Origin of the sequence: Curtobacterium poinsettiae (assembly GCF_047226435.1) — a bacterium.
Taxonomy (GTDB): Bacteria; Actinomycetota; Actinomycetes; order Actinomycetales; family Microbacteriaceae; genus Curtobacterium; species Curtobacterium poinsettiae.
Window position 1 is genome coordinate 3,491,382 of the sequence record NZ_CP178434.1, and the last position, 22,198, is coordinate 3,513,579.

Below are 22,198 nucleotides of genomic sequence, written 5' to 3' on the forward strand. Positions count from 1 at the left end.
CTCCAGTCCGTCAGGGAGTGAGCAGAAGACGACGGGTCGCGTCTCCGGACCCGTCGCGTTCTGCTCACTCGATGCCGCTCACGGGAGCTCGGGCAGCGCCTCCGCGTAGGCGCGGAAGTCGCCGCGCTCCGTGTGGATCGCCCACAGGCGGTCGGCGATGGACTCCCCGGAGTGCTCGGGCTGCCCGTCGTCGATGCCGAACGGGATGATGAGCTGCCCGACGTGGACGTCCTCGTCGCGGACGGCGTCGTGCAGGAGCTGCGCGTAGGCGCTCTCGGCCGCGAAGGCGACGGACGTGCCGGTGACGCGGGCGCCCGGTCGGACCGCGCTGCCGCCGTTGACGAACAGGATCGTGCCGTGGCCGATCGCGCGCATGCCGGGCAGCACCTGGCGGACGGCGTTGACCGAGCCGTAGACCGAGAACTCGATCGGGCCGACCAGGTCGTCCGCCGTGGTCTCGAGCACGGGGCGCATGTACTCCTTGGCGGGGAGCGGGCTGTACTGCAGCACCTCGATGGGGCCGAGCTGCTCGGTGGCGCGCTCGAGTGCGGTGCGCAGGGAGTCCCCGTCACGGACGTTCGCGGCGAACCCGGCTGCGGTGTGGCCGCGCTCACGCAGCTCCGCGGCGAGGCCGTCCAGGCGGTCCTGGTTGCGGGAGATCAGGGCGACGGCGAAGCCCTCGCGGGCGAAGCGCTCGGCGACGGCGAGGCCGAGGCCCTTGCCGGCCCCGACGATGGCGATGGTGGTCATGCGGTGTACTCCTCGTCGCTCACGTGCTCGAGCCAGGTGGTGGTCGTCGCCGGGTCGTCGGCGGCATCGAGCATCGCGAGGTGTTCCATGTAGTCGGTGGGGGTCGCGCCGTGCCAGTGTTCCTCGCCGGCCGGCGTGGTGACGGTCTGTCCAGCCTGCACCTCGCTGACGTGTCCGTCCCGGGTGCCCATCCGCGCGACGCCCTCGGTGACGTGCAGGGTCTGCCCCTTGGCGTGCGAGTGCCAGGCGGTGCGGGCGCCGGGCAGGAACCGGACCTTGGCGACGGTCATCGTCTGACCGGGCTCCTTCGGCGAGGCGATGGCGTCGAGGTACACGTCGCCGGTGAACTGCTCGGGCGGGTTCTTGACGGTCGGCTGCTTCGGTTCGATCTGCATGCCGACGACGGTAGGCCGCTGTGCGCACCGTCGAGAGGTGCCGACAGACCCCCTCAGGGGTTTCCCGAACGCAGCGTGTGTGATCGACCAACGACCCCGGGAGGATCATCGTGGACACACCCGCCGGAACGCCCCGCAGCCGCCGCCTCTGGTCGGTGGCCGGCCTCGCCGCCGTCGCGGCGCTGGCCCTCACCGCCTGCACGAGCAGCGACGGAACGGAGCAGGACGGGTCCGATCGCGGCGGCTCGCCGTCGGCGCGCGCGACCGCACCCGCCGACCTGTCGGCCGGGCAGGTGGCGCTCGACGGTGACACCACCGACGTGGTCACCGGCCTGGAGGCCCCCTGGTCGGTGGTCCTGACCGGTGACGACGGCGACGCGCTGGTCAGCGAGCGCGACTCGGCCCGGGTGCTCGAGCTGCGGTCTGACGGCACCACCCGCCAGGTCGGCACCGTCGACGGTGTCAGCCACGGCGGCGAGGGAGGACTGCTCGGGCTCGCACTGCACGACGACGACCTGTTCGTGTACTCCACGGCCGACGACGGCAACCGGATCCAGCGGTACGAGCTGACCGGGGACACCGGGTCGTGGGGGCTCGGCGAGGCGACGACGATCATCGACGGCCTGCCGAAGAACTCGTTCCACGACGGCGGCCGGATCGCGTTCGGCCCGGACGACATGCTCTACGCGAGCGTCGGGGACGCCGGTGCGAGCACGGACGCGCAGGACGAGGACTCGCTCGCGGGCAAGATCCTGCGGCTCACGCCGGACGGCGACGTCCCCGCCGACAACCCGATCAACGGGTCGCCGGTGTGGAGCCTCGGGCACCGCAACGTGCAGGGCATGGGGTGGTCGTCGGACGGCACGATGTTCGCGTCGGAGTTCGGCGAGAACACGCACGACGAGCTCAACGTGATCGAACCGGGATCGAACTACGGCTGGCCCGAGGTCGAGGGCACCGGCGGCGAGGACCAGGGCTTCGTCGACCCCGTGCAGCAGTGGTCCACCGATGAGGCGTCCCCGAGCGGCCTCGCCGTCGTCGACGACACCGTGTTCGTCGCGAACCTGCGGGGCGAGGTGCTCCGGGCGGTCCCCGCCGACGAGCCCGGCACCGCGACCGAGTACTTCGCGGGTGACTTCGGCCGCATCCGGACGGTGCTCGAGGGGCCGTCGGACACGCTCTGGTTCGTCACGAACAACACCGACGGCCGCGGGACGCCGTCGAGCGGGGACGACCGGATCGTCTCCGTCCCGTTCACGCGCACGTGAACGGGAGGCTTGTGGCCCTTCGTTCGCACCAGGTCGCCTGACGCGGAGGTGGCGACCACCGCACGGCCGAGCGCGGCCCGCACCGCGCCTCCGGGCCGCTCGTGGTCGCGTCAGGCCTCCGGGATCACCCGGTCGAACCGGCTCGTGTCCGCCCCGTCCGGGTCCGGGCCGTTGCGACGGCCGGTGTCCAGCGCATCGAGCCGCGTGAGCTGGTCATCGGTCAGCGCGAAGTCGAAGACGTCGAAGTTCTCGGCGATGCGACCGGGGTTCGTCGACTTCGGGATCGCGTTCCGCCCCTGCTGCACGTGCCAGCGGAGCATCACCTGCGCCGGCGTCCTGCCGTGCGCCTCGGCGATCGACCCGATCGTCGGGTCGTCCATCACGCTGACCCGCTCGTCACCCCAGCCCGGGTAGAACGTGATGCCGCCGATGGGGGACCACGCCTGGTCGAGGATGCCGTGCGCAGCGTCGGCGCGCTGGACGTCCGGCTGGGTGAAGTACGGGTGCAGCTCGACCTGGTTGAGCGCCGGGATGACGTCGGACTGCTCGAGCAGGGAGCGCAGGTGGTGCGGCATGAAGTTGCTCACACCGATCGCGCGGACCCGGCCGTCGGCGTACAGGCGCTCGAGCGCCCGGTACGCCTGTACGGTCTGCTCGAAGCGGTCCGGCGCGGGCTGGTGCAGGATCAGCACGTCGATCGTGTCGAAGCCGAGCTTGCCGGTGGCCTTGTCGAAGGCGTGCAGGGTCTCGTCGAAGCCGTAGTCCGAGACCCAGATCTTGGTCTCGACCACGATGTCGTCACGGTCGACGCCCGAGGCACGGATGCCCTCGCCGACCTCGCGTTCGTTGCCGTACGCGGCGGCGGTGTCGATGTGGCGGTACCCGGTCTCGAGGGCGGTGCGGACGGCGTCCACGGTCTCCTCCGGGGCGCTCTGGAACACGCCGAAACCGATGGCGGGGATCTCGAGGCCGTTGTTCAGGGTGACTGTCTCCATGCCGACGACGCTACGACCGCCGGGCGCCACCTGACGGGTACCAGCAGCCCCTGCTTCCGCCACCCTGCCGGCCGTACCGTGGACGCATGGACACCAGGAGCGAAGTGCGTGACTTCCTGCGCACACGCCGCGAGCGCGTCACGCCGCAGCAGGTCGGGCTGCCCGACTTCGGCGGGGTCCGCCGCGTCAAGGGACTGCGTCGTGAAGAGCTCGCACTGATCGCGGGGATGAGCGTCGACTACTACGTCCGCCTCGAGCGCGGGAACCTGACCGGTGTGTCCGAGGGCGTCCTCGAAGCGCTGTCCCGCGCGCTCCATCTCGACGACGCCGAGCACGCGCACCTGTTCGACCTGGCCCGCCTGCAGAACGCCTCGGGGGCCTCGCGCCGGACGACCCCGACGTCGAAGGTGCGGCCGAACGTGCAGCGGGTGCTCGACTCGATCAGCGCGCCCGCCTGGGTCCGCAACGGACGCTTCGACTTCCTGGCCGGCAACAGCCTCGCCCGAGCGGTGTACTCGCCGCTGTTCCTCTCGCCCTCCGGTACCCCGAACACCGCGCGCTTCGCGTTCCTCGACCCGCGGGGGCAGCAGTTCTGGCGCGACTGGGACTCGGTCGCCGGGGACGTGGTCGCCGCGCTGCGCGCCGAGGCGGCCCGCTCGCCGTACGACAAGGGGCTGACGGACCTGATCGGGGAGCTCTCCACCCGCAGCGACGAGTTCCGGCGACGCTGGGCCGCGCACGACGTGATGCGGCACCGGAGCGGCGTGAAGCGGGTGCACCACCCGGACGTCGGCGACATCGACATGACCTACGAGACGATGGAGCTCGTCACCGACTCCGGACTGACCATGGTCGTGTACGGCACCGAGCCCGGGTCGTCCTCCGAGGAACGGCTGCAGCTGCTGGCGAACCTCGCTGCGACGAGCGCGACGGCCGTGTCGACGGACACCATCTCCGCTGGTGCTGCTGGCGCTGCCGCCGCTGCTGCTGCCGGGGAGGACGCGTGAACGAGACCGAGTCCGTCGAGACCGTCGTCCAGGCTCCGACGACCGGGTTCCTCGGTCGACTGCGGTTCCGGTGGCGTGCCGATCAGGAGATCCACGAACTCACCCGCGACCGCGGACTCGAGGAACGGGTCCGAGCCGAGGCAGCGGTGCGGCTCGCGCCCGGGCCGTGGCACCTGGGGGAGCTGTTCCGGCGGCGGTGACGGCTGAGGGGGGAAGACAGCACCTGTCACGGCCCCGCGGTCGGCCCTAGCGTCGAGGTCATGCCGTTCGTCGACACCGACCCCGAGTTCACCCGGAACCACGCCGACTTCGTGGACGAGACCCTGCGGAACGCCTCGCTCGGAGCACCCGGAGCATGAGCACGGAGCACTCGATGTCGACGGGCCGGACACTGCTGTTCGCCGTCGCCGGGGGAGCGGCGGTCGGCAACCTGTACTGGTCGCAGCCGCTGCTCGACGACATCGCATCGTCGCTCAGCACCTCGGCGTCGCTCGCCGGACTGCTCGTCACGCTGACCCAGGTCGGCTACGCCCTCGGCATCCTGCTCGTCGTGCCGCTCGGGGACGTCCTCGACCGCCGGCGCCTCATCCCCTGGGTGCTCGTCGCCTCCGCCGTCGCGCTGCTGCTCGCCGCGATCGCTCCGACCTTCGCGACGCTCCTGGTCGCCCTGGCGCTGGTCGGGCTGACCACGGTCGCCGGGCAGCTCCTCATCCCGCTGGCCGGGGACCTCGCCGACCCCGCGCAGCGCGGACGCGTGGTCGGCACGATCGCGTCCGGGGTGCTCACCGGCATCCTGGTGTCGCGGACGATCAGCGGCCTGGTCGCGGACGCGTTCGGGTGGCGTGCGATCTACGTGCTCGCCGCTGTCGTCGCGATCGTCCTCGCCGTGCTGCTGCGCCGCGCCATCCCGGAGCTCGGAACCCGCGCCGAGGTGGCGTACCCGCAGCTCATCCTGTCGGTGTTCCGTGCCGTCCGGACCCACCGGACCGTGCAGGTCACGCTCGTGATCAGCTCGTCGGTCTTCGCCGTGTTCACGATGTTCTGGACCGCCCTGACGTTCCTGCTCAGCAGCGACCCCTACGACTTCTCCACCAGCAGCATCGGGCTGGTCGGCCTGGTGGGGCTCGCGGGTGCCGTGGCGGCGCAGCGGGTCGGGCGACTGCACGACCGGGGGCTGTCGGTACCCGTCACCGGGGGAGCGATCGTGCTCCTGCTCGTCTCCCTGGTCGTCGCCGGGATCGGTGCACACTCGATCGTCGTGGTGCTGCTCGCCGTGCTGCTGCTCGACGTCGCCGTGCAGGCCGCGAACGTGCTCAACCAGACCCGGCTGTTCTCGGTCGACCCGGCCGCGCGGAGTCGGCTCAACACCGCCTTCGTCACCTCGAACTTCATCGGCGGGGCGATCGGCTCCGCGCTGGCGTCGGTGCTGTGGAACGCCGGGGGCTGGACAGCGGTCACGATCGGCGCCGCGGTGCTGACCGGGTTCGCGGCGACGGTCTGGGTCGTGCACCGGAACCGCGGGCTCGTGGTCGAGCCGGAGCGGGTGTGACCACGGTGCTCAGCGGACCAGGGGGTTCGCGACCTCGAGCTCCCCGTGGTCGACGAGCCAGCGCACGGCGTCGAGCACGGTCTCCTCGGCGGTGAACGCCGGGCCGTAGCCGAGCAGCCGGTTCGCCTTCTCGGTGCTGAAGACCTGGCTGCGGGACAGGTGCTCCCAGCTGGCGTCAGCGTACTCCGGAGCCGTGGTCTCGCGGAACCGGTCCCACGTGACGGAGTCGAGCCGGGCCTCCTGGCCGAACCAGGACGCTGCCAGGTGGGCGTACCCGCGCGCGGTGAGCGCCGTCGGGGCCGTGATGAAGAAGTCCTCGCCGGCCGCAGCGTCGCGGTGTTCGACCGCCAGCTGGAACGCCTGCGCGACGTCGTCGGCGTGCACGTGTGCCATCGTCTCGGCACCGAGCCCGGGGACCTCGAGTGGTTCGCCGGCGGACAGCTTCGTCAGCACCGACGTGTCGAGGTTGCCGAGCGGACCGATCGGCGTCCAGCCCGGCCCGCTGATGTGCCCGGGGTGCAGCGACGTCGTGACCAAACCGCCTGATGCAGTTTCTTCCTTGAGCATCCGGGCGATGGCGTCCTTCTGGACGCCGTAGTCGCCGAACGGCTGGGTCGCGTTCCGCTCGGTGATCGGCAGCACGTGCGAGACACCCGCGCGCCAGATCGAGCCGCAGTGCACCAGGTGCGTGCCGGTGCCACGGAGCGCGTCGACCATCGCTGCGGCCGAGGACTCGGTGAAGCAGACGAGGTCGACGACGGCGTCGGCACCGAGTGCGGCGATGCGGCTGCCGAAGGTGCCGTCGCGGTCCTCCTGCTCGCGGTCGGCGGTGATCCGCTCGACCTGCTGCCACTCCGGGGCGTCGGCGTACGGGGTGCTCGTGCCGCGGGTGACGGCGACGACCCGGTGACCCGAGCGGACGAGACGGGGGACGAGGAACGAGCCGATGTGGCCGGTGGCTCCGATGACGACGATGTGCATGGGGCCACCGTAGGCCGCGGCCTGTGGATCGTGAGCAGGAACGGGCGGGTGTGGCGGCCGGGAAGGCCCGTGGCGGTCGGGCACCGTGCCTACCGCTGTCGGGCGGACGGTCGGCCGTCGGTCGGCCGGTCACGACACGTCGCCAGGCGAACGCCGACCGGTCACGAACTGTCGACTGCCGACCCGCCGACCGACACTTCGCGACCACCCCAGGGACCTGAGCGGCACGTCCTGACCGCTCGCACCTGCCCGCCGGGAGGCCCGTGGCGGCCTGGCACCGCGCCTCCCGTCCGTCCGTCCGTCCTTCCGCCCGTCCGTCCGTCCGTCCGCCGATCCGTCGGCCGGTCACGACACGTCGCGAGGCGAATGCCGACCGGTCACGAACTGTCGGCCACCGACCCGGCGACCGACAGATCGCGACCACCCCACGGACCTGAGCGGCACGTCGTGACCGCCGCTCCCGCCCCTCAGTCGGCGGTGATGACCTTCACCGAGCCCGCGACGACCGCGGCGTCCTCGGCGAGCGCGACGACCGGGTCGGGAAGTCCCGTGCTCCCGACGAGCTTGCGCACGCCCCAGCCAACGAAGCTGCCGACGAGGGCGCCGACGCCACCGAGGATCGCGCCCTCGATGCGCAGGTCGCGCTTGCCGGTGGTGCCGAGGGCCGCACCGGCGAGGGCACCGGACGCGACGCGACCGAGCAGCGCAGAGGGAGCGATGCGGTTCGGGGTCTTCGGCAGCTTGTCGCCGATGAGCTCACCGACCGCGGACGCCACGAGCAGCCCACGGCCGAGCGGGGTGCTGAAGACCTTCCACTGCTGCCACGACCCCTTCAGCGATGACCGGTCGTGGTTCAGTGCGAGGACGGCGAGCGGGGTGGCGCTCCGGCCGCCGCTCATGATGCCGAGGACCAGGGTGCGGACCAGGGTGTGCTGCTCGTGCTGCTTGCTCATCGTGACTCCTGTCGTGTTGCCCCCGACGGTACGCACGGTGCCCCCGGGTGTTCCGAGCATCGCAGGCGACGGGCGACGAGCGACGAGCGACGAGCGACGAGCGACGAGCGGACGTCCCGCGTTCCCCGGGCACGGAGCCGCCCCGAGTAGCGTCCGGACCATGAGCAACGTCATCGTCTTCGGCGGCCACGGCAAGGTCGCACTCCTCGCCACCCGCATCCTGTCCGAGCGCGGGCACACCGTCACCTCCGTCATCCGGAACGCCGACCAGTCCGACGAGATCCGGGCGCACGGCGGCGAACCGCACGTCGCGGACATCCAGCAGCAGTCCCTGAACGACTTCGCCGAGCTCGTGCGCGGGCACGACGCGGTGGTGTGGTCGGCCGGTGCCGGTGGCGGTTCCGTCGACCGCACCTGGGCCATCGACCGCGACGCCGCGGTGCTCTCGATCCAGGGGGCGAAGCAGGCCGGGGTCGACCGCTACGTGATGGTGTCGTTCTCCGGCTCGCAGCTCGACCACGGGGTCCCGCAGGACCAGGACTTCTTCGCCTACGCGCAGTCCAAGATGATCGCCGACGCCGTGCTCCGCGACTCCGGGTTGCACTGGACGATCGTCGCCCCGAGCACCCTGACCGATGACGAGCCGACCGGGTCCGTCGACTGGGACGGCACGTCGAGCCAGGTGCCGCGCGGTGACGTGGCCCACGTGGTCGCGGACGTGGTCGAGAACCCGGGCACGGCCGGCAACACCTTCCGGTTCAACGAGGGGTCGACCCCGGTGGCGGAGTTCCTGCGCGCCGACGCGGTCTGAGCAAGACCTCCAGCCCCACAGACAGACGAACGGGGTCGCGGCGGTTCTCCGTCGCGACCCCGTCCCTGTCCCAGGAGCGCATCGAGCTCAGTAGAGCGTCGAGATGCCCGTCATGTCGCCGCGGCCGAGCGTGCGGCCGCCGAGCTCGCAGTAGCCGCCGGACGGCTCCATGACCTGACCGGTACCGGTGGCGACGTGGTCGAGCCCGTACAGGTGGCCCCACTCGTGCGTCGCGACGACCTGGGTGTCGAAGCGGGCGCCCGAGCAGGTGGCCGTCGAGCTCCACTTGAAGCCGGTGGCGTAGCGCTGGTCGGCCTCACGGGCGTTGCCGTTGCCGTCGAACCAGACGCACGTGACCCCGAGGGTGCCGGTGGGGAGCTTGCCCCAGCCCATCACGTTGTACCCGTTGTTGCGCGAGCAGCCGCCCTGGTCGGTGAGGTTCGGCTTCTGGGTCGCGAGGCGCAGGTAGTCGTTCTTCGCCGTCGACGTCACCGTGCGGTCGCAGGCCGAGATGGTGCCGTTCCACGCGTTCGCGCCCTTGCGCAGGGCGTCCTTGGCGTAGGTCGACTTCTGGCCGGTCTGGTTGTAGTACCACTTGACCGTGCTCGCCCAGCTGTAGCCGGACGCCTTCCACGCCGTGCTCGTGCACTTCGTGGTCGCAGCGGTCGTCGCGGCGGGCTCCTGCGCGGTCGCGGCCTGGCTCTGCGCACGTTCCTGCTGGACGGCGGGAGCGGACCCGCGCCATGCCTCGTCCACGCGGACGGCGACGCCGGCGGAGCCGTTGTTCGCGATGAGGACGTCGGCGAGCTCGGGCGCGCCCGGCGCCGAGGTGCTGCTCGCCATCACGCTCTCACCCGGTGCGGGGAGCGCGAAGGTGCGGCCGTCGGGCGTGACGACCGTGCCGGACGTCGCGGTGCAGCCGCTCTCGAGGGTCTGCACCGACAGGGTCCCCGGGGCGCAGCTCGCGCCGGTCCCCGGGGTCGCCGCCTGGGCGGGTGCTGCGGTGATGGTGAGCCCGGCGAGGATCGCGACGATCGCCCCGGTGCTGAGTGCGTTCCTGACAGGACGCATGGTTCCCTTCCAGCGGCGGGCGACGTGCCCCCCGTTCCTGATCCGGGTCCATGGTCGCTGATGACCCAGCGCCGGGTCCAGGACTGCGCTGCGGGGACATGCCCCCAGTCAGGGGCGACGCTCAGGCGAACTGCGCGTAGAAGCGCTCCGGTGCATCGGCGAGCGATGCCTTCACCATCCGGCTCCAGTCGTCGACGACGACCTCGGCCGCACCGCGCTCGACGCCGTCCAGCGCGGCCCGCGCCACGTCGGCCGGGTCGACCTTCGGCCCCTCGTAGCCGTCCATCATGTCGGTGTCCGCCGCCCCGAGGTGCAGCCCCTGCACGCTGATCCCCTTGCCTGCGAGCTCGAGCCGGACGGCGTTCGTCAGGTTCCACTCGGCGGCCTTCGCCGCCGCGTACGCGCCGGATCCCGGGTAGACGAACCAGGACAGTGCGGACAGGACGTTCACGATGCCGCCGCCACCGTTCCGCTCGATCACCGGCGCGAACGCCCGGATCATCGCGAGGTTCCCCCAGTAGTGCGTGTCCATCTCGCGGCGCGCATCGGTGAGGTCGTCGGTGAGCAACGAGCCCGTCGTCGAGATGCCGGCGTTGTTCACGAGCAGGGTGACGTCGCCCGCGGCGGCGGCCGCCGCCTCGACCGATGCCTGGTCGGTGATGTCGAGCGGCAGCGCCACGACGCCCTCGATTTCCACGAGCTCGGGTCGACGTGCGGTCGCGTAGACCTTGGTGGCGCCGCGCTCCAGCAGCTCCAGGGCGAAGCGGCGTCCGATGCCCCGGTTCGAGCCGGTGACGAGTGCGACCGATCCAGCGATCTCCATGGTGTCTCCTCCTGCCGCTCGGGTGTCTCCCGCAGCGGCTCGGCTACGCTAAGACCTCACATCCATGTCAGGGGCAAGCCCGGATCGGAGTCCACATGCGCATCGGCGACCTCGCAGCCGCGACCGGCGTCAGCGTCCGCTCGCTGCGGTACTACGAGGAGCAGGGACTGCTCACCGCGTCGCGCACCGCGAGCGGGCAGCGGATCTACACGGACGCAGCCGTGGAGCGGGTCCAGCTCGTGCAGCAGCTGTTCGCCGCCGGGCTCGCGAGCCGCACGATCGTGCAGCTCTTGCCGTGCGTCGACCGCGGGGAGTCGACGCCAGAGTCGTTCGCGCTCCTCCTCGCGGAGCGGGACCGGATCACCGCGCAGCTGGCGGAGCTCGAGGCGGTCCGCGGGCGCCTCGAGCAGGTCATCGCGATCACCGAGCACCCCACCGCCGAGCACTGCCCGGCACTGCGTGACCGACCTGCGGAGCCGGTCGCGGCCTGAGACACCACCCCAGGACGGACGGGAGGACCGTGGCGGGTCCGCCACGGGCCTCCCGTCCCGAGCGGGTCGCTGACGACGCCCGCACCACCAGCGCGTGGCGCGAGCGCAGCACCCCGGGTGTCGCCGGGGCACCCTCCTCGAGCTGGGCGACGAGCACCCCGACGGCCGTCGCAGCCGTGCGGTCGAAGTCGGCCGACACTGCCGAGGAACAGCACCGCGAACAGGATCAGCAGGGAGTTCTCGTACAGCACGAGCACGATCCCGCCCCGGCGCACCGGCCACGGCGCCTTCGGGTCGTCGGCGTGCTCCCGGGGGTCCTCGTCCTGCGGGCCCTGTTCGTCCAGGGGCTCGGACTCGCTCGACCCCTTCTGGAACAGGAACACCGTGAACACGATGTACGCGCCGATCTGCAGGAACTCGCTCTCCCAGTTCTCGAAGGTGGCCTCGGCGAAGTCGCCGCTCGTCAGGAAGCCCCAGAGCGACACGGCCGCCTCGCCGTGCTGCATCGCGTCCGCCGCGGACACCCGCCACCCGGCGAACACCATGCCGACGAAGCACACGACGAAGACGGCGACGTTCGCGAGGAGCAGGCCGTGCCGTCGCACGCGCTGCCACCCGCTCGATCCGTTGTGCAGGCCGAGGGTCACCGGGTCCTCCGTTCGTCGTGTCGACGCCATCCTCGTCCGGGCGCGACGAACGCCTTCGCAGGAGCACCCGACCGGTCGCGGCGGTTCCGTCAGCGACTCAGAGCGTGATGCCGGTGGCCTCGGCGAGCGCGTCGAGCAATTCGGTGCGGAACCGCTGGTCGGCGACCGCCGGGTGCGGTTCCTGCCGCTCTCCGTGGAACCAGTAACCACCTGTCACGGTTTGGTCCGGGTCGGTCGCGAGCGTCTCCTGCGTGCGGTGTCCCAGCTCGAAGTCGTCGGGAGCGCCGGCCCCGCCCATCTTGGTCGCCACCCAGCCCGGGTCGACGGCGTTGCTCAGCACGCCCGGGCGTCGGAGCGGCACCTCGGCGGCGAGCGCCGTCACGAACAGCTTCGTGTCGGAGTACGAGTTCGTCTCCGAGGCCCCGGTCCAGTCGACGGTGTCCAGGCGCGGACGACCGCCCCGGTGCATCCCGCTGCTCAGGTACACGTGCCGCTCCGGCGAGCGCAGCAACGCGGTGAACAGGTAGGGCGCCACGACGTTGACGGGCACCAGGGAACGGCCGGAGATCACCCCGGCGTTGTGCACGACGGCGTCGAGCGCGGTGCCGGCGTCGAGTTCCCGGGCGGTGGCGATCACGGCGTCGCGGTCCGCCAGGTCGGCGACGACGAGTTCGGCGCCGCGCTCCACCAGGTCGGCGACCGCCTCGGCGCGCGCCGTGTTGCGCGCGTGGAGGACGACGTCGTGTCCGCTGCGGAGCAGCGCGTCGGCGGTCCCCCGCCCGAGGCCGTCGGTGGATCCGGTGACGAGGATGCGTGCCATCCGCCCATCATGCGCCCGGCCGCTGCGGCGGGTCCGGCAGGTGGACCGGCAACGGTCGGACGGGAGGCACGGTGCGGGCCCGCCACGGGCCTCCCGGCTGTTCACGGGCCGGCCACAGGGCCGCGGTACGGTCGCTGCATGAGCAGCTTCCTCGAGCCGATCGACGCCGTCGGCGTCGGTGACGCGACGATCGTGCCGGACGCCACGCGACCGGTCGCGGCGGTCGTCACGGGCGACGACGTGCGGTGGGTGACGTGGCCGGACGCGCGGTTGCCGGACGGTGCGGTCGACGAGGTCGGGGTCCTCGCGACCGACGGGGGCGCCTGGGTGGTCTACCTGTCGCGCGAGGACGCTGAAGGCGACCTCGACACAGAGTCGCGGACGGCCGTGCACGTCACGCCGGCCGGGGTGACGTGCGCGGTCGACCTCGGGGATCGACGCGTGCTCGGGGCGGACGTCGAGGGGCTGTGGATCGGCGACCCGCGTGACGCGTCGATGTGGGCAGGCGAGGACGAGGACGAGGATCCCGAGGACGACGCGTCCGCGGATGACCTCGACGAGGACTCGGCCGACCCGTTCGACGGCGTCGACCCGGAGACCCTGCCGTGGGCGCCGTCGGAGCCGTTCTGGCCGTCACCGGAAGAGTGGGCAGCGACGCTCGCTGCCGGCGAGGAGCAGGAGGACGACGACCCCGAGCTGCTAGACGACGACGAGGACGACGACGGCCCCCGTTCCTGGAGTGTCAGCGTCGGCGGCTTCGTCCCGACACCGGAACCACAGGCCGAACCGGGTCCACCCCTGCCGACCCCGCCGACCGAGCTCGTGCTCGTCCGGACCGACGGCAGCCGGACGGCAATCTTCGTCGACCACCTGGCTGAGGAGGTACGTCGCGACGGCACGGTGCTCACCGTCCGGTACATGCCCACCGGACCCCGGCGCACGCCCGATCGGACGAGCGGGTTGACCTACCACTACGACGCTCGGGAGGTCGACCTCGACGTCGCTGCCGGACTGCCCAGCGTCATCACCACCGATGACCTGCCGTCCCGCCCCGCGAGCGACGAGGACGAGACGTCGTGGGAGGACGAACAGGAGCGTCTGGAAGCAGCCCTCGCTCCGTGGACGGAGCGGTTCGACCTGACCGACGTCGAGGGCGCACACTGGCCGCTGCACGACCTGGACGCTGCCGCACGGGAGCGCGCGGTCGCGGACCTCGTGGACGTGTTCGAAGCCCTCGACCAGCCCGGCATCCTGTGGACCCGCGACCACCCCGAACCCCGGCGGTCGGCGAGCGACTACCGGGCGGTCGAGGTCACCGTCGAGGGGGAGTGGCCGGCGACCGAGCTCGTGGTGTCGTTGGAGCACCGCGCCGTGCCGTACCTGCGGCTCCGCCGGCGCTACCGGGTGTTCGACGACGCCGGGCACGTGGAGGACTGGACGTACGTCACGGTGCACCTGGAGGAGGAGATCGCCACCGGGCACATCGCCGACCGGTCGGACGCGGTGGACGGGGTGCTCGACATCTGACGGGTGTCGTGCTGCCGGTCAGTGCACCGTCAGACCTCGGCGACGGCCCGCAGCTCGAGTGCCACGGCGTTCAGGTCCGCGATCAACCCGTCCGCCCGGTCGGCGTCCTCCGGAGCAGGCGCCCCCGCATCACGCCCCTTGCTGCTCGGCCACGGTGCCCACACCGGGGCGGCGACCGTCAGCAGGTCGTCACGGGACCATCCGTGCTCGAGCAGCTCCCGCGCATGGTCCACGCGTGTCCGTACCCGCGCGGCGGACGGATCGCCGTGCCCGGTGAGGAACGCGACGAGGCGGTCGCCCCGGACGACGTACCGCCGGAGCTGGTCACGTCGATCACGCTCGTCGTACCGGCCGCCGTGCAGCACGTGTCGGCGGAGCCATCCCATGTTCCGATGATCCCACCCCCGTTCAGCCCGCTCGTCCTGTACGTTTCCTGTGTCGACAATCCCTGACCAGAGAGGACGCGGCGCCATGAGTGACGGCACGCCCCAGTTCAACCAGCAGAACCCGAACCCCTACGCCGGCGGCGGACCACAGCCGTACGGTGCGCCCATGCAGCCGTCGTCCGACCGCTTCAACGTCATGGCGATCGTCGGGTTCGTCCTGGCCTTCGTGGTGAACATCGCCGGCCTGGTCGTGTCGATCATCGCCCTCTCGCAGATCAAGAAGACCGGGGAGCGCGGCCGCGGCCTGGCCCTCGCTGGCGTCATCATCAGCGCCCTGTCGGTCGTGTTCGGCATCCTGTGGATCATCCTCGTGATCACAGCCGTCGCGAACGCCCCGGCGGGCAGCACCACCGGCTACTGACGCGCACCAGCACCAGACCGGAGGCCCGTGGCAGCTCGCCACGGGCCTCCGGTGTGTCCGGGGTCGGTTCCGGAGACGCGGCCTCAGCCGATGACGCCGGTGTGCTCCAGCACGATGTTCAGGCCGATCAGGATCAGCACGACACCACCCGCGATCTCCGCAGGCTTGCCGAAGCGGGCTCCGACACGGCGACCGACCAGGACCCCGACGAACGACAGCACCGCGGTGGTGATCCCGATGAGCAGCACCGCGCCGCCGATCGAGACGGGCAGGAACGCCAGGGTGACCCCGACCGCCAGGGCGTCGATGCTGGTCGCGACCGCGAGCACGAGGAGCTCCCGGACCGGCAGCCAATCGGTGTCCTGCTCGGTGTCCTCGTGCTTCGAGAACGCCTCCCACAGCATCTTCCCGCCGATCAGCGCGAGCAGCCCGAACGCGACCCAGTGGTCGAAGGCCGCGATGTACTGCGCGAACGCGGACCCGAGCAGCCAGCCGATCAGGGGCATCACCGCCTGGAACACCCCGAACGTCAGCGCGATCACGATCGCGTGCCGCACGTCGAAGCGCTTCATGTGCAGGCCCCTGCCGAGGGCGACGGCGAAGGCGTCTGCGGAGACGCCGAGCGCGATGAGGAAGAGGGCCCAGAACGACATGGGAACGGCGCCTTTCGAGAGGGTCGGGCGGAGACGCCGACGTCTCAGGACCTGACGATCCTGGCACGGTCCGGGGCACGAAAAGGCCTGATCAGCGGGATTCGTCGCGCCGAATCTGGGGGTTGGTGGGCCCGGTCCGCCAACCCGGCCCACGTCGTCGACGTGCCCAGGGGACGGACTGGAGGCCCGTGGCGGCGCCGCGATGCGCCTCCAGGCCGGCAGTCAGTGCGTCAGGAACCTGCGGCCGCGTGCGCGGCGATCTGGCTGGCCGTCAGTTCGGTGCTGTAGACGGCGGCGTACCGCATGGACCCGGTGAAGTACGGGTTGCTGGAAGCACCCGGCCAGCCGCTGACGACGTCGTAGCCGATGCGGAAGTACCCGGTGAAGTTCTCGGCGGTCGTGAAGGCCGCGTTCGACGCGACGAGTTTGCCGTCGACGGACAGGCGCATGCCGTTGGTGGGCGACATCGTCGTCACCACGTGGTGCCAGCTGCCGTCGGTGTACGACCTCGGCGACGTGAGCACCTGCGTGGCGCTGCCGGTGTAGGTACCGAAGGCGAGCTGCCCCGTGGTGGTCAGGTAGAGCTTCCGGTCGTGCTGGCTCGACGCGCCGGTCTGGCTGCTCCCGAAGCCGATGAGCATGCCGCCCGCGACGGTCGTGCGGAACCAGACCTCCTCGCTGAAGGTCGTCGGGTTCGCGACCGAGCGGGGGGTCGAGACGTAGCTCGTGGAACCGTTCAGCGCGTAGGCGCTACCGCTGTCACGTGGGCAGGCGTTCGGACTCGGCGTGGTCGCGGTCATGGTGCCCTGGTAGGTGCCGTTGGAGCCGCGACCCGACCAGTCGGTCGCGGTCTTCGACCCCGAGGCCTCGGTCAGGCGGTAGGCGAACAGCGCGTTCGCGGTGTCGGCGCCGACCGCACCCGTGCACGTGAAGTACGGCGCGGTCGCCGCGGTGTTCGTGCTGTTCGTCACACGTGCGCTGAAGGCCGAGCGGGTCGGCGCGAACTGGTTGAGCAGGACGACGACGGCCAGGGCGACCACGAGCAGGACGGCGACGACGCGGCCGTCGCGCAGGCGACCGAGGATCACGAGGGACGCACCGCCTCGACACGGCCGACCGCCAGGCAGGCCACGAGCGGCACCAGGCACACGGCGATCAGGGCGACCCAACCCAGGGGGTCGAGGTCGATGTTCGACATGAGCTGGTAGTTCCCGTGCTCCGTGAGCTCGTGGATGACGACGCGCCCGACCTCGCCGTCGACCAGGTGGACGCTGTTGCCGCCGTGGGCGTCGATGCGGACCGGGAAGATCCCGGACGAGACCACGGTCGCCTCGACCCCGTTCGGGCTCGACGTGTTCGTGATCGTCGTCACGTTGACGAACGGCTTGAACACGAAGGCCGCGTACGCGGCCGTGAGGGCGCCACCGGTGATCCGCAGGCATGTGCGGGTCACCCGGTCGGTGAACGCGCTGGTCAGGGTCAGGATGATCAGCGTGCCGATGAGCAGGACCGAGGCGGCCCGGAACAGCCACCCGAGGTGCGGGACCAGGAGCGCCGGGGTGCCGATGACGTCCGCCTGGGTGAGCGTCCACGGGTCGATCGCGCCGTTGACGTCACCGCGGGTGTGGAGCCCACCGTCCGCGTCGATCGACACGATGCGGTGCGTGTAGACGACGTCCGGGTTGGCGGAGGTCTCGAACGAGACGATCTCGCCGACCCGCAGGGTGGAGGCGTCCACCGGCAGGTCGAGCACGAGGGTGCCGACCGGGGCGGCCTCGCCCATCGAGGGGGTCTCGACGACGAACCAGCGGCCGCCGGCGGAGAGGAACAGGACGGCGGCGGTGAGCAGGAGTGCAGCGATCGCGGCGACCGACCACGCCAGGACGGTCTCGGAGCGGGTGACCGGACGGCCGCGCAGGACCGAGCGGTCGAGCATGCCGCTGAGCGGCATCGCTGCGGTCTGGCTCATGGGTGCTGCTCCGAGGGTTCAGGGAATGGCGACGCTCGACCGGAGGGGGGTCGGCCGAGCGTCGCCGGTCTGGGGAGTGGTGATGGGGACCGGATCGGGCCGGATCAGGCCGTGAACGTCCAGGTCATCGGGACCGAGGCGGCGAGGCCCTGGTAGGTGTTGCCGGCCGAGGAGTCCAGGGTCACCGCGAAGTTGAACGGGACACTCGCACCGGCGGCCGGGGCCTGCGGCATCGTGATGGCCGACGCGGCCGCACCCTTGAAGCTGGCGAGGGTGCCGCTGAACACGGTGGTCGAGCCAGAGGTGACGACGAGGTTCATCTTGGCGCACAGGTCGGTCGCGGTGCCGTTGGCCGAACCGTTCGCCGACTGGGTGCACGTGGCGCCCGGGTTCAGCGTGAAGGTGCTGGCGTTCGCGGTGCCGGTGTTCTTGATCGAGATCGCGGTGTTGACCGTGTTGCCCGGGGTCATCGTCGTGCTGCCGCCGAACTTGTTGATCGTCGAGCAGGTCGCCGAGTTCGTCGAGACCGAGCCGCCGTCGGTGCTGAGGCAGGTGACGGTCGCGCCGGCGTTCTGCTCCTGCATGATCAGCGTGCCGCTGGCGGCGGTGTTGCTGCTGTTCGTGATGCTCGCGGCGAACCCTGACAGGGTGCCGGTGAGCGAGAGGGAGAGCAGGACGGCGGCGAAGATGCCTGCGAGGAGGGCCACGGGGGCGAAGCGGATCCGCTTCAGTGCGGAGGTGCGGAGCTTGGTGGACACGGGGTACCTCTTCGTTCGGTGATGCTCAGTGGTCGGGGGGGAGCAAGACATTCGGGCTGTTTTGCTTCAATGGTTAAGATAGTCAGTGATTGAGCATGTGTGCGACTCGTATACTTACCCCAGTGCGGGGGACGGCCCTTGTCCCCCCATCACCCGACCCGGAGGAAGACCGTCGTGACAGCAGCACGAAGCGGTGACAGCGCAGCCGAGCTCATGACCGCGTTCACCGCTGTGGTGCGCGCGAACGCGAGCCTGGTGAGTCAGCTGAGCGCTCGCGCGGGCGTGCACGAGAACGCGCTCCGGGCCATGGTGCTCATCAGCGACACCGGGTACTCCACGCCGACCGAGGTCGCCGGGTACCTGGGGCTGACCTCCGGTGCGGTGACGAACATGATCGACCGGATGAGCGCCGCCGGGCTCCTCGAGCGCGCACCGAACCCGGCCGATCGCCGAGGATCACTGCTGCGGCTGCTGCCCCCGGGCCATGTCGTCGTGTCGGACTACCAGGAGCGGTACGCGGCGATGCTCCGGGCCGTCGACGGGGCGCACAAGGGTGAACTGCACGAGGTGCTCAACGACCTGGCGACGAGTCTGTACGAGCAGGCTGCCGCTGCGTCCTGACCTTCCTGGTGGGGACCGAGGGTCTACCTGGCGAGGACCGCCCGTTCCTCGGTCGAGGTGAGGCCAGCACGGCGTTCCCGATCCGTCCCGCGGGCACGCTCGTCCTCGAACACCCGCACGACGGTGTCCCGGAGGGGTCTGGTCACCCCGCCGGCGTCGGTGAACGCCACTGCGGAGCGCTGCGCGAACCCCGCGTCCGACACCGGGATCCACAGGGGGAGTGATCGGGGGCCCGCCCAGTAGGCCACGTCGTGTGCAAGCAGGACGTCGTCGTCGACCGCGACGAGTTCGTCGTCGAACCCGGTGACCTCCGCCACGCACCGCAGGAAGTCGTGCAGCGGCACCGGTGCCCCGACAGCGTTGACCGTGCCGACGGACCCGTCGCGCCCCGCCCGGACGAGCCAGGAGGCGAGGTCCGCGACGTCGATCACCTGCACGAAGCGCTCCGCCGACGTCGGCACCAGCACGGGCCCGCCGCGATCGAGGCGTGCCGGCCAGTAGCCGAACAGGTCGCTGGGGTCACCCGGGCCGACGATCAACCCCGGGCGTGCGATGAGCAGCCGCGACCCGAGCCGGAGCCGCGTGGTGCGCTCGGCGAGGACCTTCGCGTCGGCGTAGGCGGACGGGTCCTTCGGCTCCACCAGCCGGGCGGACTCATCGGCGCCCGGTTCGTCGTTCTCCGCGTAGACGGAGACCGTGGACACCAGCGTCCAGTGGGCGGCCCGGTCGGCGAGGGCGTCGAGCGCCGGGGCGACGAGCTCGGGGGCGTGAGCGAGTTCGATGACCTCGTCCCAGGTGCCGGTGGCCGGTTCGTAGGCGCCGGGCAGGGACCGATCCGCCTGGACGAAGCGTGCACCCTCGGGAATGCTGCCGGTGGTGCCCCGGGCGAGGCACGTGACGTCGGCACCCTCGATCAACAGCTCGTCGACGATCGTCCGTCCGAGCCAGCCGGTTCCACCGAGCACCAGGACGCGTCGCGTGGGCTGCGGCATCAGACCGGCTCGAGTGCTCGTCGCTCGCCGGTGGGCAGCTCCACCCGGATGCGATCGCCCGGTCGGACCGTGCCACCGGTGAGCACGACGCTCATCACACCACCCTTGCGCTCGACGGTGCCGTCCTCGGCTCGTCCGAGCACCGCGCGGAGCAGCCCCGGTTCGAAGCCGTTGATCTGCTGGCAGGGGTTCCGCAGGCCGGTGACCCGGACGGAGGCGTCGCCGCCGAGGTGCAGCACCGTGCCCTCCGGCAGCCCGAGCAGGTCGATGCCGCTCGTGGTGACGTTCTCGCCCATCTGGCCCGGCTCGACGCTGAACCCGGCCTCGGCGACCTCGTCGAACAGCTCGGCGTGGAGCAGGTGGACCTGTCGCAGGTTCGGCTGCGACGGGTCACGCGCGACCCGGGAGCGGTGCTGCACGGTCGTGCCGGCGTGAGCATCCCCCTCGATGCCCCACCCGGCGACCAGGGTCACCGCGTCGACCAACGGTTTGCTGAACCGGTGCTCGCCGTCCTTGCTGACCGCGACCACGCGCGGCTGGTCCTCGTCGTCCCCGCTCATGGGGCCGATTCTGCACCCATCGTCCGCGCGGCGCGAGTGCGGCCTTGTTCAGCGGCGCTTGCGCAGGGCGTTCGTGGACCAGAGCGAGATCGCGATGAGCACGGGCTGGAACAGCAGGCGGACGAAGCGCTTGGTGTCGGTGTCCAGACCGAAGCCGTCGCGGTGGTGCATCCACTGCGCGATGTTGCCCGGGAAGACCGCCAGGAAGAACACCGCGACGACCCACCCCACGGTCACCTGTCGCCGCGCCAGGAGCATCAGCGCAGCGCCGAGCGAGATCTCCACCACGCCGGACGCGATCACCGTGACGTCCGTCGGCAGCGGCACGAACTTCGGCACCTGCGCCTGGAACTCCTCGCGCGCCACGGTCAGGTGGCTGATGCCAGCCCATGTGAGCATCGCGCCGAACAGGATGCGGACGATGGTCCGGGGGAGCGTTGAGCGGACTGCGGGGGTGCGGGTTGCCATCGGAGTGGTGCCTTTCACGATCGGGGTGGGGTTCGGTGGAGTGGGGAGCCGAGGTCAGCGGCTGCTGAGGACTCGGCGTCGGCGTGCGGCCTCGAACGTGATCGCGGCAGCGGCGGCACCGAGCGTGAGGATCCGGGCGACCGGACGGCCGCGGGTCGAGGTGAGGAGTCGAAGCCAACCGGCGAGTGCGAGTGCCCCGGCAGCACCGGTTGTGGTCGTCACCGACTGGTCCTCGAGGTCGATCACGAGCCGGGTCCCGCCCAGGGCGGTCGCCGCGATGGCGGAGCCGGTGCCGACCAGGTCGCGCCCGGGCGCACGGCGGACCGCTGCGGCAGCGACTCCGAGCCCGGACAGGACCTGCAGCGCCGGGATGCCGAGTGCGTGCGGGACGCCCGGCTCGAAGCCCCGGCGCTGCATCTGCTGGGCTCGGGCGCGCAGCGAGGTGCGGCGAACCGTGGCGATGCCGTGCCCGGCGAGCAGGACGCCGGTGACGAGATCGAGCGAGCTGGTCAGTTTCACGATGTGCTCCATTAGGTTGTGCACAACCTAACACGTCGAGGTGTCCAGCGGGCCAGAGGCGAGAGCCCTACCGTCGGCGACGACGCCGCAGGACGATCACGACGAAGACCACGAGCACCGCGACGACCACGGCCGATGCGAGCCACGCCGCCGACAGCAGGTCGGTGGATGCGCTCATCGTGTCGTTGCATTCCGGAACTGACTCGACACACGACGCTGTTGCTTCGACGAGACCCATGAGCGCAGTGAACCCGAGAAGCCGGGCGAGGACAAGACTGAGGTGGTGATCCCTCAGTTCCTGACCGCACCCGCGATCCTCGCAGCGGCTGCAGTCGCACTCGTCGGCTGTGCCCAGCCCGATCGGGACGACGACTTCCTGACGCTCTCTGCGGGGGAAGCCACCTTGTCGCCCTGCACCACCGCAGCGATGGTCTCGGTCGAGCAGCTGGACACGACGCGCCTGCCGACTTGTGACCCGCTGGGTCAGGTGCTGGTCTTCCCCGACGGTGAGCAGCTGCAGCTTCCGGAGCAGCAAGGTGGCGGCGGCGCATCCTCGGGCTCGAGTTCCGACACCCGGTACTCGTGGCAGAGCGTCGGCAACTGGGGTCTCGTCGCAGCGCGCTCCTCCGCCGACTGCTCGGAGATCGACGAGTGGGGCAACCCCGAAGCACTCCGGCGCGTGCACGAAGCCTTCGGGACCGATTGGGCGTGCCGCTGACACGGCGAGCGACGAGCCAGTTGCCCGTCTTGTGAGCGATCAGGC

27 protein-coding genes and 1 pseudogene are annotated in these 22,198 nt (G+C 71.2%); 10 read left to right on the forward strand and 18 right to left on the reverse strand.

Going from position 1 to position 22,198, the window contains the following annotated elements; genetic code table 11:
• Nucleotides 1–78: 78 nt before the first annotated feature.
• Nucleotides 79–750, reverse strand: a complete 672-nt coding sequence (locus ACL00U_RS16535; RefSeq protein WP_017887872.1) for an SDR family NAD(P)-dependent oxidoreductase — start codon at nt 748–750, stop codon at nt 79–81.
• The gene (locus ACL00U_RS16540; protein ID WP_412873633.1) at nt 747–1,145 is read right to left on the reverse strand and encodes a cupin domain-containing protein; all 399 of its coding nucleotides are present in this window, start codon (nt 1,143–1,145) and stop codon (nt 747–749) included. The genes ACL00U_RS16535 and ACL00U_RS16540 overlap by 4 nt, the downstream gene beginning before the upstream one ends.
• Before the next feature lie 110 nt (nt 1,146–1,255).
• Between ACL00U_RS16540 and ACL00U_RS16545 the strand changes: the two genes are divergently transcribed.
• Complete coding sequence (locus tag ACL00U_RS16545; protein WP_259553159.1) at nt 1,256–2,413, forward strand: PQQ-dependent sugar dehydrogenase; 1,158 nt, start codon at nt 1,256–1,258, stop codon at nt 2,411–2,413.
• Nucleotides 2,414–2,523: 110 nt separating this feature from the next.
• Here ACL00U_RS16545 and ACL00U_RS16550 read toward each other — a convergent pair whose 3' ends face one another.
• Complete coding sequence (locus ACL00U_RS16550) at nt 2,524–3,408, reverse strand: aldo/keto reductase (protein ID WP_412873634.1); 885 nt, start codon at nt 3,406–3,408, stop codon at nt 2,524–2,526.
• Nucleotides 3,409–3,494: 86 nt separating this feature from the next.
• Here ACL00U_RS16550 and ACL00U_RS16555 point away from each other — a divergent pair, with 86 nt between their 5' ends.
• From ACL00U_RS16555 to ACL00U_RS16565, 3 genes are all read left to right on the forward strand, one after another.
• Nucleotides 3,495–4,415, forward strand: coding sequence for a helix-turn-helix transcriptional regulator (locus ACL00U_RS16555; RefSeq protein ID WP_412873635.1), 921 nt, complete (start codon nt 3,495–3,497; stop codon nt 4,413–4,415).
• Nucleotides 4,412–4,615, forward strand: coding sequence for a hypothetical protein (locus ACL00U_RS16560; protein WP_412873636.1), 204 nt, complete (start codon nt 4,412–4,414; stop codon nt 4,613–4,615). Before ACL00U_RS16555 ends, ACL00U_RS16560 begins: the two co-directional genes overlap by 4 nt.
• Before the next feature lie 155 nt (nt 4,616–4,770).
• Nucleotides 4,771–5,964: an MFS transporter gene (locus ACL00U_RS16565; RefSeq protein WP_140448602.1), complete on the forward strand. Its 1,194-nt coding sequence runs from the start codon at nt 4,771–4,773 to the stop codon at nt 5,962–5,964.
• A gap of 9 nt (nt 5,965–5,973) precedes the next feature.
• On the opposite strand, the gene ACL00U_RS16570 is transcribed toward ACL00U_RS16565, so the two are convergent.
• Nucleotides 5,974–6,945 (reverse strand): NAD-dependent epimerase/dehydratase family protein, encoded by a 972-nt coding sequence (locus tag ACL00U_RS16570; RefSeq protein WP_412873637.1) that lies wholly within the window; start codon nt 6,943–6,945, stop codon nt 5,974–5,976.
• A 467-nt stretch (nt 6,946–7,412) separates the two neighbouring features.
• Nucleotides 7,413–7,898: a DUF4126 family protein gene (locus ACL00U_RS16575; protein WP_017887863.1), complete on the reverse strand. Its 486-nt coding sequence runs from the start codon at nt 7,896–7,898 to the stop codon at nt 7,413–7,415.
• A gap of 160 nt (nt 7,899–8,058) precedes the next feature.
• Here ACL00U_RS16575 and ACL00U_RS16580 point away from each other — a divergent pair, with 160 nt between their 5' ends.
• Nucleotides 8,059–8,709: an NAD(P)H-binding protein gene (locus ACL00U_RS16580; RefSeq protein WP_412873638.1), complete on the forward strand. Its 651-nt coding sequence runs from the start codon at nt 8,059–8,061 to the stop codon at nt 8,707–8,709.
• A gap of 87 nt (nt 8,710–8,796) precedes the next feature.
• On the opposite strand, the gene ACL00U_RS16585 is transcribed toward ACL00U_RS16580, so the two are convergent.
• Together ACL00U_RS16585 and ACL00U_RS16590 are read right to left on the reverse strand one after the other, a co-directional pair.
• Nucleotides 8,797–9,780, reverse strand: coding sequence for a matrixin family metalloprotease (locus tag ACL00U_RS16585; protein ID WP_159556166.1), 984 nt, complete (start codon nt 9,778–9,780; stop codon nt 8,797–8,799).
• Between the two features lie 121 nt (nt 9,781–9,901).
• Nucleotides 9,902–10,603, reverse strand: coding sequence for an SDR family oxidoreductase (locus tag ACL00U_RS16590; RefSeq protein ID WP_412873639.1), 702 nt, complete (start codon nt 10,601–10,603; stop codon nt 9,902–9,904).
• 95 nt (nt 10,604–10,698) lie between these two features.
• Here ACL00U_RS16590 and ACL00U_RS16595 point away from each other — a divergent pair, with 95 nt between their 5' ends.
• Nucleotides 10,699–11,094, forward strand: coding sequence for a MerR family transcriptional regulator (locus ACL00U_RS16595; RefSeq protein WP_017887859.1), 396 nt, complete (start codon nt 10,699–10,701; stop codon nt 11,092–11,094).
• 206 nt (nt 11,095–11,300) lie between these two features.
• Here ACL00U_RS16595 and ACL00U_RS16600 read toward each other — a convergent pair.
• A pseudogene (locus tag ACL00U_RS16600) lies at nt 11,301–11,771 on the reverse strand (DUF6766 family protein); the annotation flags it as partial.
• Nucleotides 11,772–11,838: 67 nt separating this feature from the next.
• A complete protein-coding gene (locus ACL00U_RS16605) occupies nt 11,839–12,561 on the reverse strand; it encodes an SDR family NAD(P)-dependent oxidoreductase (protein ID WP_412873640.1) in 723 nt (240 codons plus the stop codon).
• A gap of 138 nt (nt 12,562–12,699) precedes the next feature.
• Between ACL00U_RS16605 and ACL00U_RS16610 the strand changes: the two genes are divergently transcribed.
• Complete coding sequence (locus tag ACL00U_RS16610) at nt 12,700–14,088, forward strand: hypothetical protein (protein ID WP_412873641.1); 1,389 nt, start codon at nt 12,700–12,702, stop codon at nt 14,086–14,088.
• A 29-nt stretch (nt 14,089–14,117) separates the two neighbouring features.
• Here the strand turns inward: ACL00U_RS16610 and ACL00U_RS16615 are convergent, their stop codons facing one another.
• On the reverse strand, nt 14,118–14,474 hold the full coding sequence (locus tag ACL00U_RS16615) for a hypothetical protein (RefSeq protein WP_412873642.1): 357 nt from the start codon (nt 14,472–14,474) through the stop codon (nt 14,118–14,120).
• Nucleotides 14,475–14,559: 85 nt separating this feature from the next.
• Between ACL00U_RS16615 and ACL00U_RS16620 the strand changes: the two genes are divergently transcribed.
• Complete coding sequence (locus ACL00U_RS16620) at nt 14,560–14,895, forward strand: DUF4190 domain-containing protein (RefSeq protein ID WP_017887855.1); 336 nt, start codon at nt 14,560–14,562, stop codon at nt 14,893–14,895.
• A gap of 83 nt (nt 14,896–14,978) precedes the next feature.
• Here ACL00U_RS16620 and ACL00U_RS16625 read toward each other — a convergent pair whose 3' ends face one another.
• From ACL00U_RS16625 to ACL00U_RS16640, 4 genes are all read right to left on the reverse strand, one after another.
• The gene (locus tag ACL00U_RS16625) at nt 14,979–15,548 is read right to left on the reverse strand and encodes a manganese efflux pump MntP family protein (protein WP_412873643.1); all 570 of its coding nucleotides are present in this window, start codon (nt 15,546–15,548) and stop codon (nt 14,979–14,981) included.
• A gap of 230 nt (nt 15,549–15,778) precedes the next feature.
• Nucleotides 15,779–16,636, reverse strand: a complete 858-nt coding sequence (locus tag ACL00U_RS16630; protein WP_042539953.1) for a LamG domain-containing protein — start codon at nt 16,634–16,636, stop codon at nt 15,779–15,781.
• The gene (locus ACL00U_RS16635) at nt 16,633–17,517 is read right to left on the reverse strand and encodes a S26 family signal peptidase (protein WP_052481869.1); all 885 of its coding nucleotides are present in this window, start codon (nt 17,515–17,517) and stop codon (nt 16,633–16,635) included. The genes ACL00U_RS16630 and ACL00U_RS16635 overlap by 4 nt, the downstream gene beginning before the upstream one ends.
• A gap of 104 nt (nt 17,518–17,621) precedes the next feature.
• Nucleotides 17,622–18,275 carry a hypothetical protein gene (locus tag ACL00U_RS16640; RefSeq protein WP_017887851.1) on the reverse strand — a complete coding sequence of 218 codons (654 nt, stop codon included), beginning with the start codon at nt 18,273–18,275 and terminating at the stop codon, nt 17,622–17,624.
• Between the two features lie 174 nt (nt 18,276–18,449).
• Between ACL00U_RS16640 and ACL00U_RS16645 the strand changes: the two genes are divergently transcribed.
• On the forward strand, nt 18,450–18,896 hold the full coding sequence (locus tag ACL00U_RS16645; protein ID WP_139179589.1) for a MarR family winged helix-turn-helix transcriptional regulator: 447 nt from the start codon (nt 18,450–18,452) through the stop codon (nt 18,894–18,896).
• Between the two features lie 23 nt (nt 18,897–18,919).
• Here ACL00U_RS16645 and ACL00U_RS16650 read toward each other — a convergent pair whose 3' ends face one another.
• The 4 genes from ACL00U_RS16650 to ACL00U_RS16665 are packed head-to-tail and all read right to left on the reverse strand — an operon-like array spanning nt 18,920 to nt 21,435.
• Nucleotides 18,920–19,888 (reverse strand): NAD-dependent epimerase/dehydratase family protein, encoded by a 969-nt coding sequence (locus ACL00U_RS16650; RefSeq protein WP_412873644.1) that lies wholly within the window; start codon nt 19,886–19,888, stop codon nt 18,920–18,922.
• Nucleotides 19,888–20,448, reverse strand: coding sequence for an MOSC domain-containing protein (locus tag ACL00U_RS16655; protein ID WP_017887848.1), 561 nt, complete (start codon nt 20,446–20,448; stop codon nt 19,888–19,890). Before ACL00U_RS16655 ends, ACL00U_RS16650 begins: the two co-directional genes overlap by 1 nt.
• A 48-nt stretch (nt 20,449–20,496) precedes the next feature.
• Nucleotides 20,497–20,916 carry a DoxX family protein gene (locus ACL00U_RS16660; protein ID WP_017887847.1) on the reverse strand — a complete coding sequence of 140 codons (420 nt, stop codon included), beginning with the start codon at nt 20,914–20,916 and terminating at the stop codon, nt 20,497–20,499.
• A gap of 54 nt (nt 20,917–20,970) precedes the next feature.
• On the reverse strand, nt 20,971–21,435 hold the full coding sequence (locus ACL00U_RS16665; protein ID WP_412873645.1) for a hypothetical protein: 465 nt from the start codon (nt 21,433–21,435) through the stop codon (nt 20,971–20,973).
• 283 nt (nt 21,436–21,718) lie between these two features.
• Between ACL00U_RS16665 and ACL00U_RS16670 the strand changes: the two genes are divergently transcribed.
• On the forward strand, nt 21,719–22,153 hold the full coding sequence (locus tag ACL00U_RS16670) for a hypothetical protein (protein WP_263136891.1): 435 nt from the start codon (nt 21,719–21,721) through the stop codon (nt 22,151–22,153).
• Nucleotides 22,154–22,198 lie beyond the last annotated feature (45 nt).

Bases quoted from the DNA above. Each gene is read 5' to 3' on its own strand.
- ACL00U_RS16550 (WP_412873634.1), bottom strand. From the start codon at position 3,408: ATGGAGACAGTCACCCTGAACAACGGCCTCGAGATCCCCGCCATCGGT.
- ACL00U_RS16650 (WP_412873644.1), bottom strand. From the start codon at position 19,888: ATGCCGCAGCCCACGCGACGCGTCCTGGTGCTCGGTGGAACCGGCTGG.
- ACL00U_RS16595 (WP_017887859.1), top strand. From the start codon at position 10,699: ATGCGCATCGGCGACCTCGCAGCCGCGACCGGCGTCAGCGTCCGCTCG.
- ACL00U_RS16625 (WP_412873643.1), bottom strand. From the start codon at position 15,548: ATGTCGTTCTGGGCCCTCTTCCTCATCGCGCTCGGCGTCTCCGCAGAC.
- ACL00U_RS16555 (WP_412873635.1), top strand. From the start codon at position 3,495: ATGGACACCAGGAGCGAAGTGCGTGACTTCCTGCGCACACGCCGCGAG.
- ACL00U_RS16610 (WP_412873641.1), top strand. From the start codon at position 12,700: ATGAGCAGCTTCCTCGAGCCGATCGACGCCGTCGGCGTCGGTGACGCG.
- ACL00U_RS16585 (WP_159556166.1), bottom strand. From the start codon at position 9,780: ATGCGTCCTGTCAGGAACGCACTCAGCACCGGGGCGATCGTCGCGATC.
- ACL00U_RS16655 (WP_017887848.1), bottom strand. From the start codon at position 20,448: ATGAGCGGGGACGACGAGGACCAGCCGCGCGTGGTCGCGGTCAGCAAG.
- ACL00U_RS16660 (WP_017887847.1), bottom strand. From the start codon at position 20,916: ATGGCAACCCGCACCCCCGCAGTCCGCTCAACGCTCCCCCGGACCATC.
- ACL00U_RS16635 (WP_052481869.1), bottom strand. From the start codon at position 17,517: ATGAGCCAGACCGCAGCGATGCCGCTCAGCGGCATGCTCGACCGCTCG.
- ACL00U_RS16590 (WP_412873639.1), bottom strand. From the start codon at position 10,603: ATGGAGATCGCTGGATCGGTCGCACTCGTCACCGGCTCGAACCGGGGC.
- ACL00U_RS16580 (WP_412873638.1), top strand. From the start codon at position 8,059: ATGAGCAACGTCATCGTCTTCGGCGGCCACGGCAAGGTCGCACTCCTC.
- ACL00U_RS16540 (WP_412873633.1), bottom strand. From the start codon at position 1,145: ATGCAGATCGAACCGAAGCAGCCGACCGTCAAGAACCCGCCCGAGCAG.
- ACL00U_RS16620 (WP_017887855.1), top strand. From the start codon at position 14,560: ATGAGTGACGGCACGCCCCAGTTCAACCAGCAGAACCCGAACCCCTAC.
- ACL00U_RS16615 (WP_412873642.1), bottom strand. From the start codon at position 14,474: ATGGGATGGCTCCGCCGACACGTGCTGCACGGCGGCCGGTACGACGAG.
- ACL00U_RS16565 (WP_140448602.1), top strand. From the start codon at position 4,771: ATGAGCACGGAGCACTCGATGTCGACGGGCCGGACACTGCTGTTCGCC.
- ACL00U_RS16575 (WP_017887863.1), bottom strand. From the start codon at position 7,898: ATGAGCAAGCAGCACGAGCAGCACACCCTGGTCCGCACCCTGGTCCTC.
- ACL00U_RS16570 (WP_412873637.1), bottom strand. From the start codon at position 6,945: ATGCACATCGTCGTCATCGGAGCCACCGGCCACATCGGCTCGTTCCTC.
- ACL00U_RS16605 (WP_412873640.1), bottom strand. From the start codon at position 12,561: ATGGCACGCATCCTCGTCACCGGATCCACCGACGGCCTCGGGCGGGGG.
- ACL00U_RS16535 (WP_017887872.1), bottom strand. From the start codon at position 750: ATGACCACCATCGCCATCGTCGGGGCCGGCAAGGGCCTCGGCCTCGCC.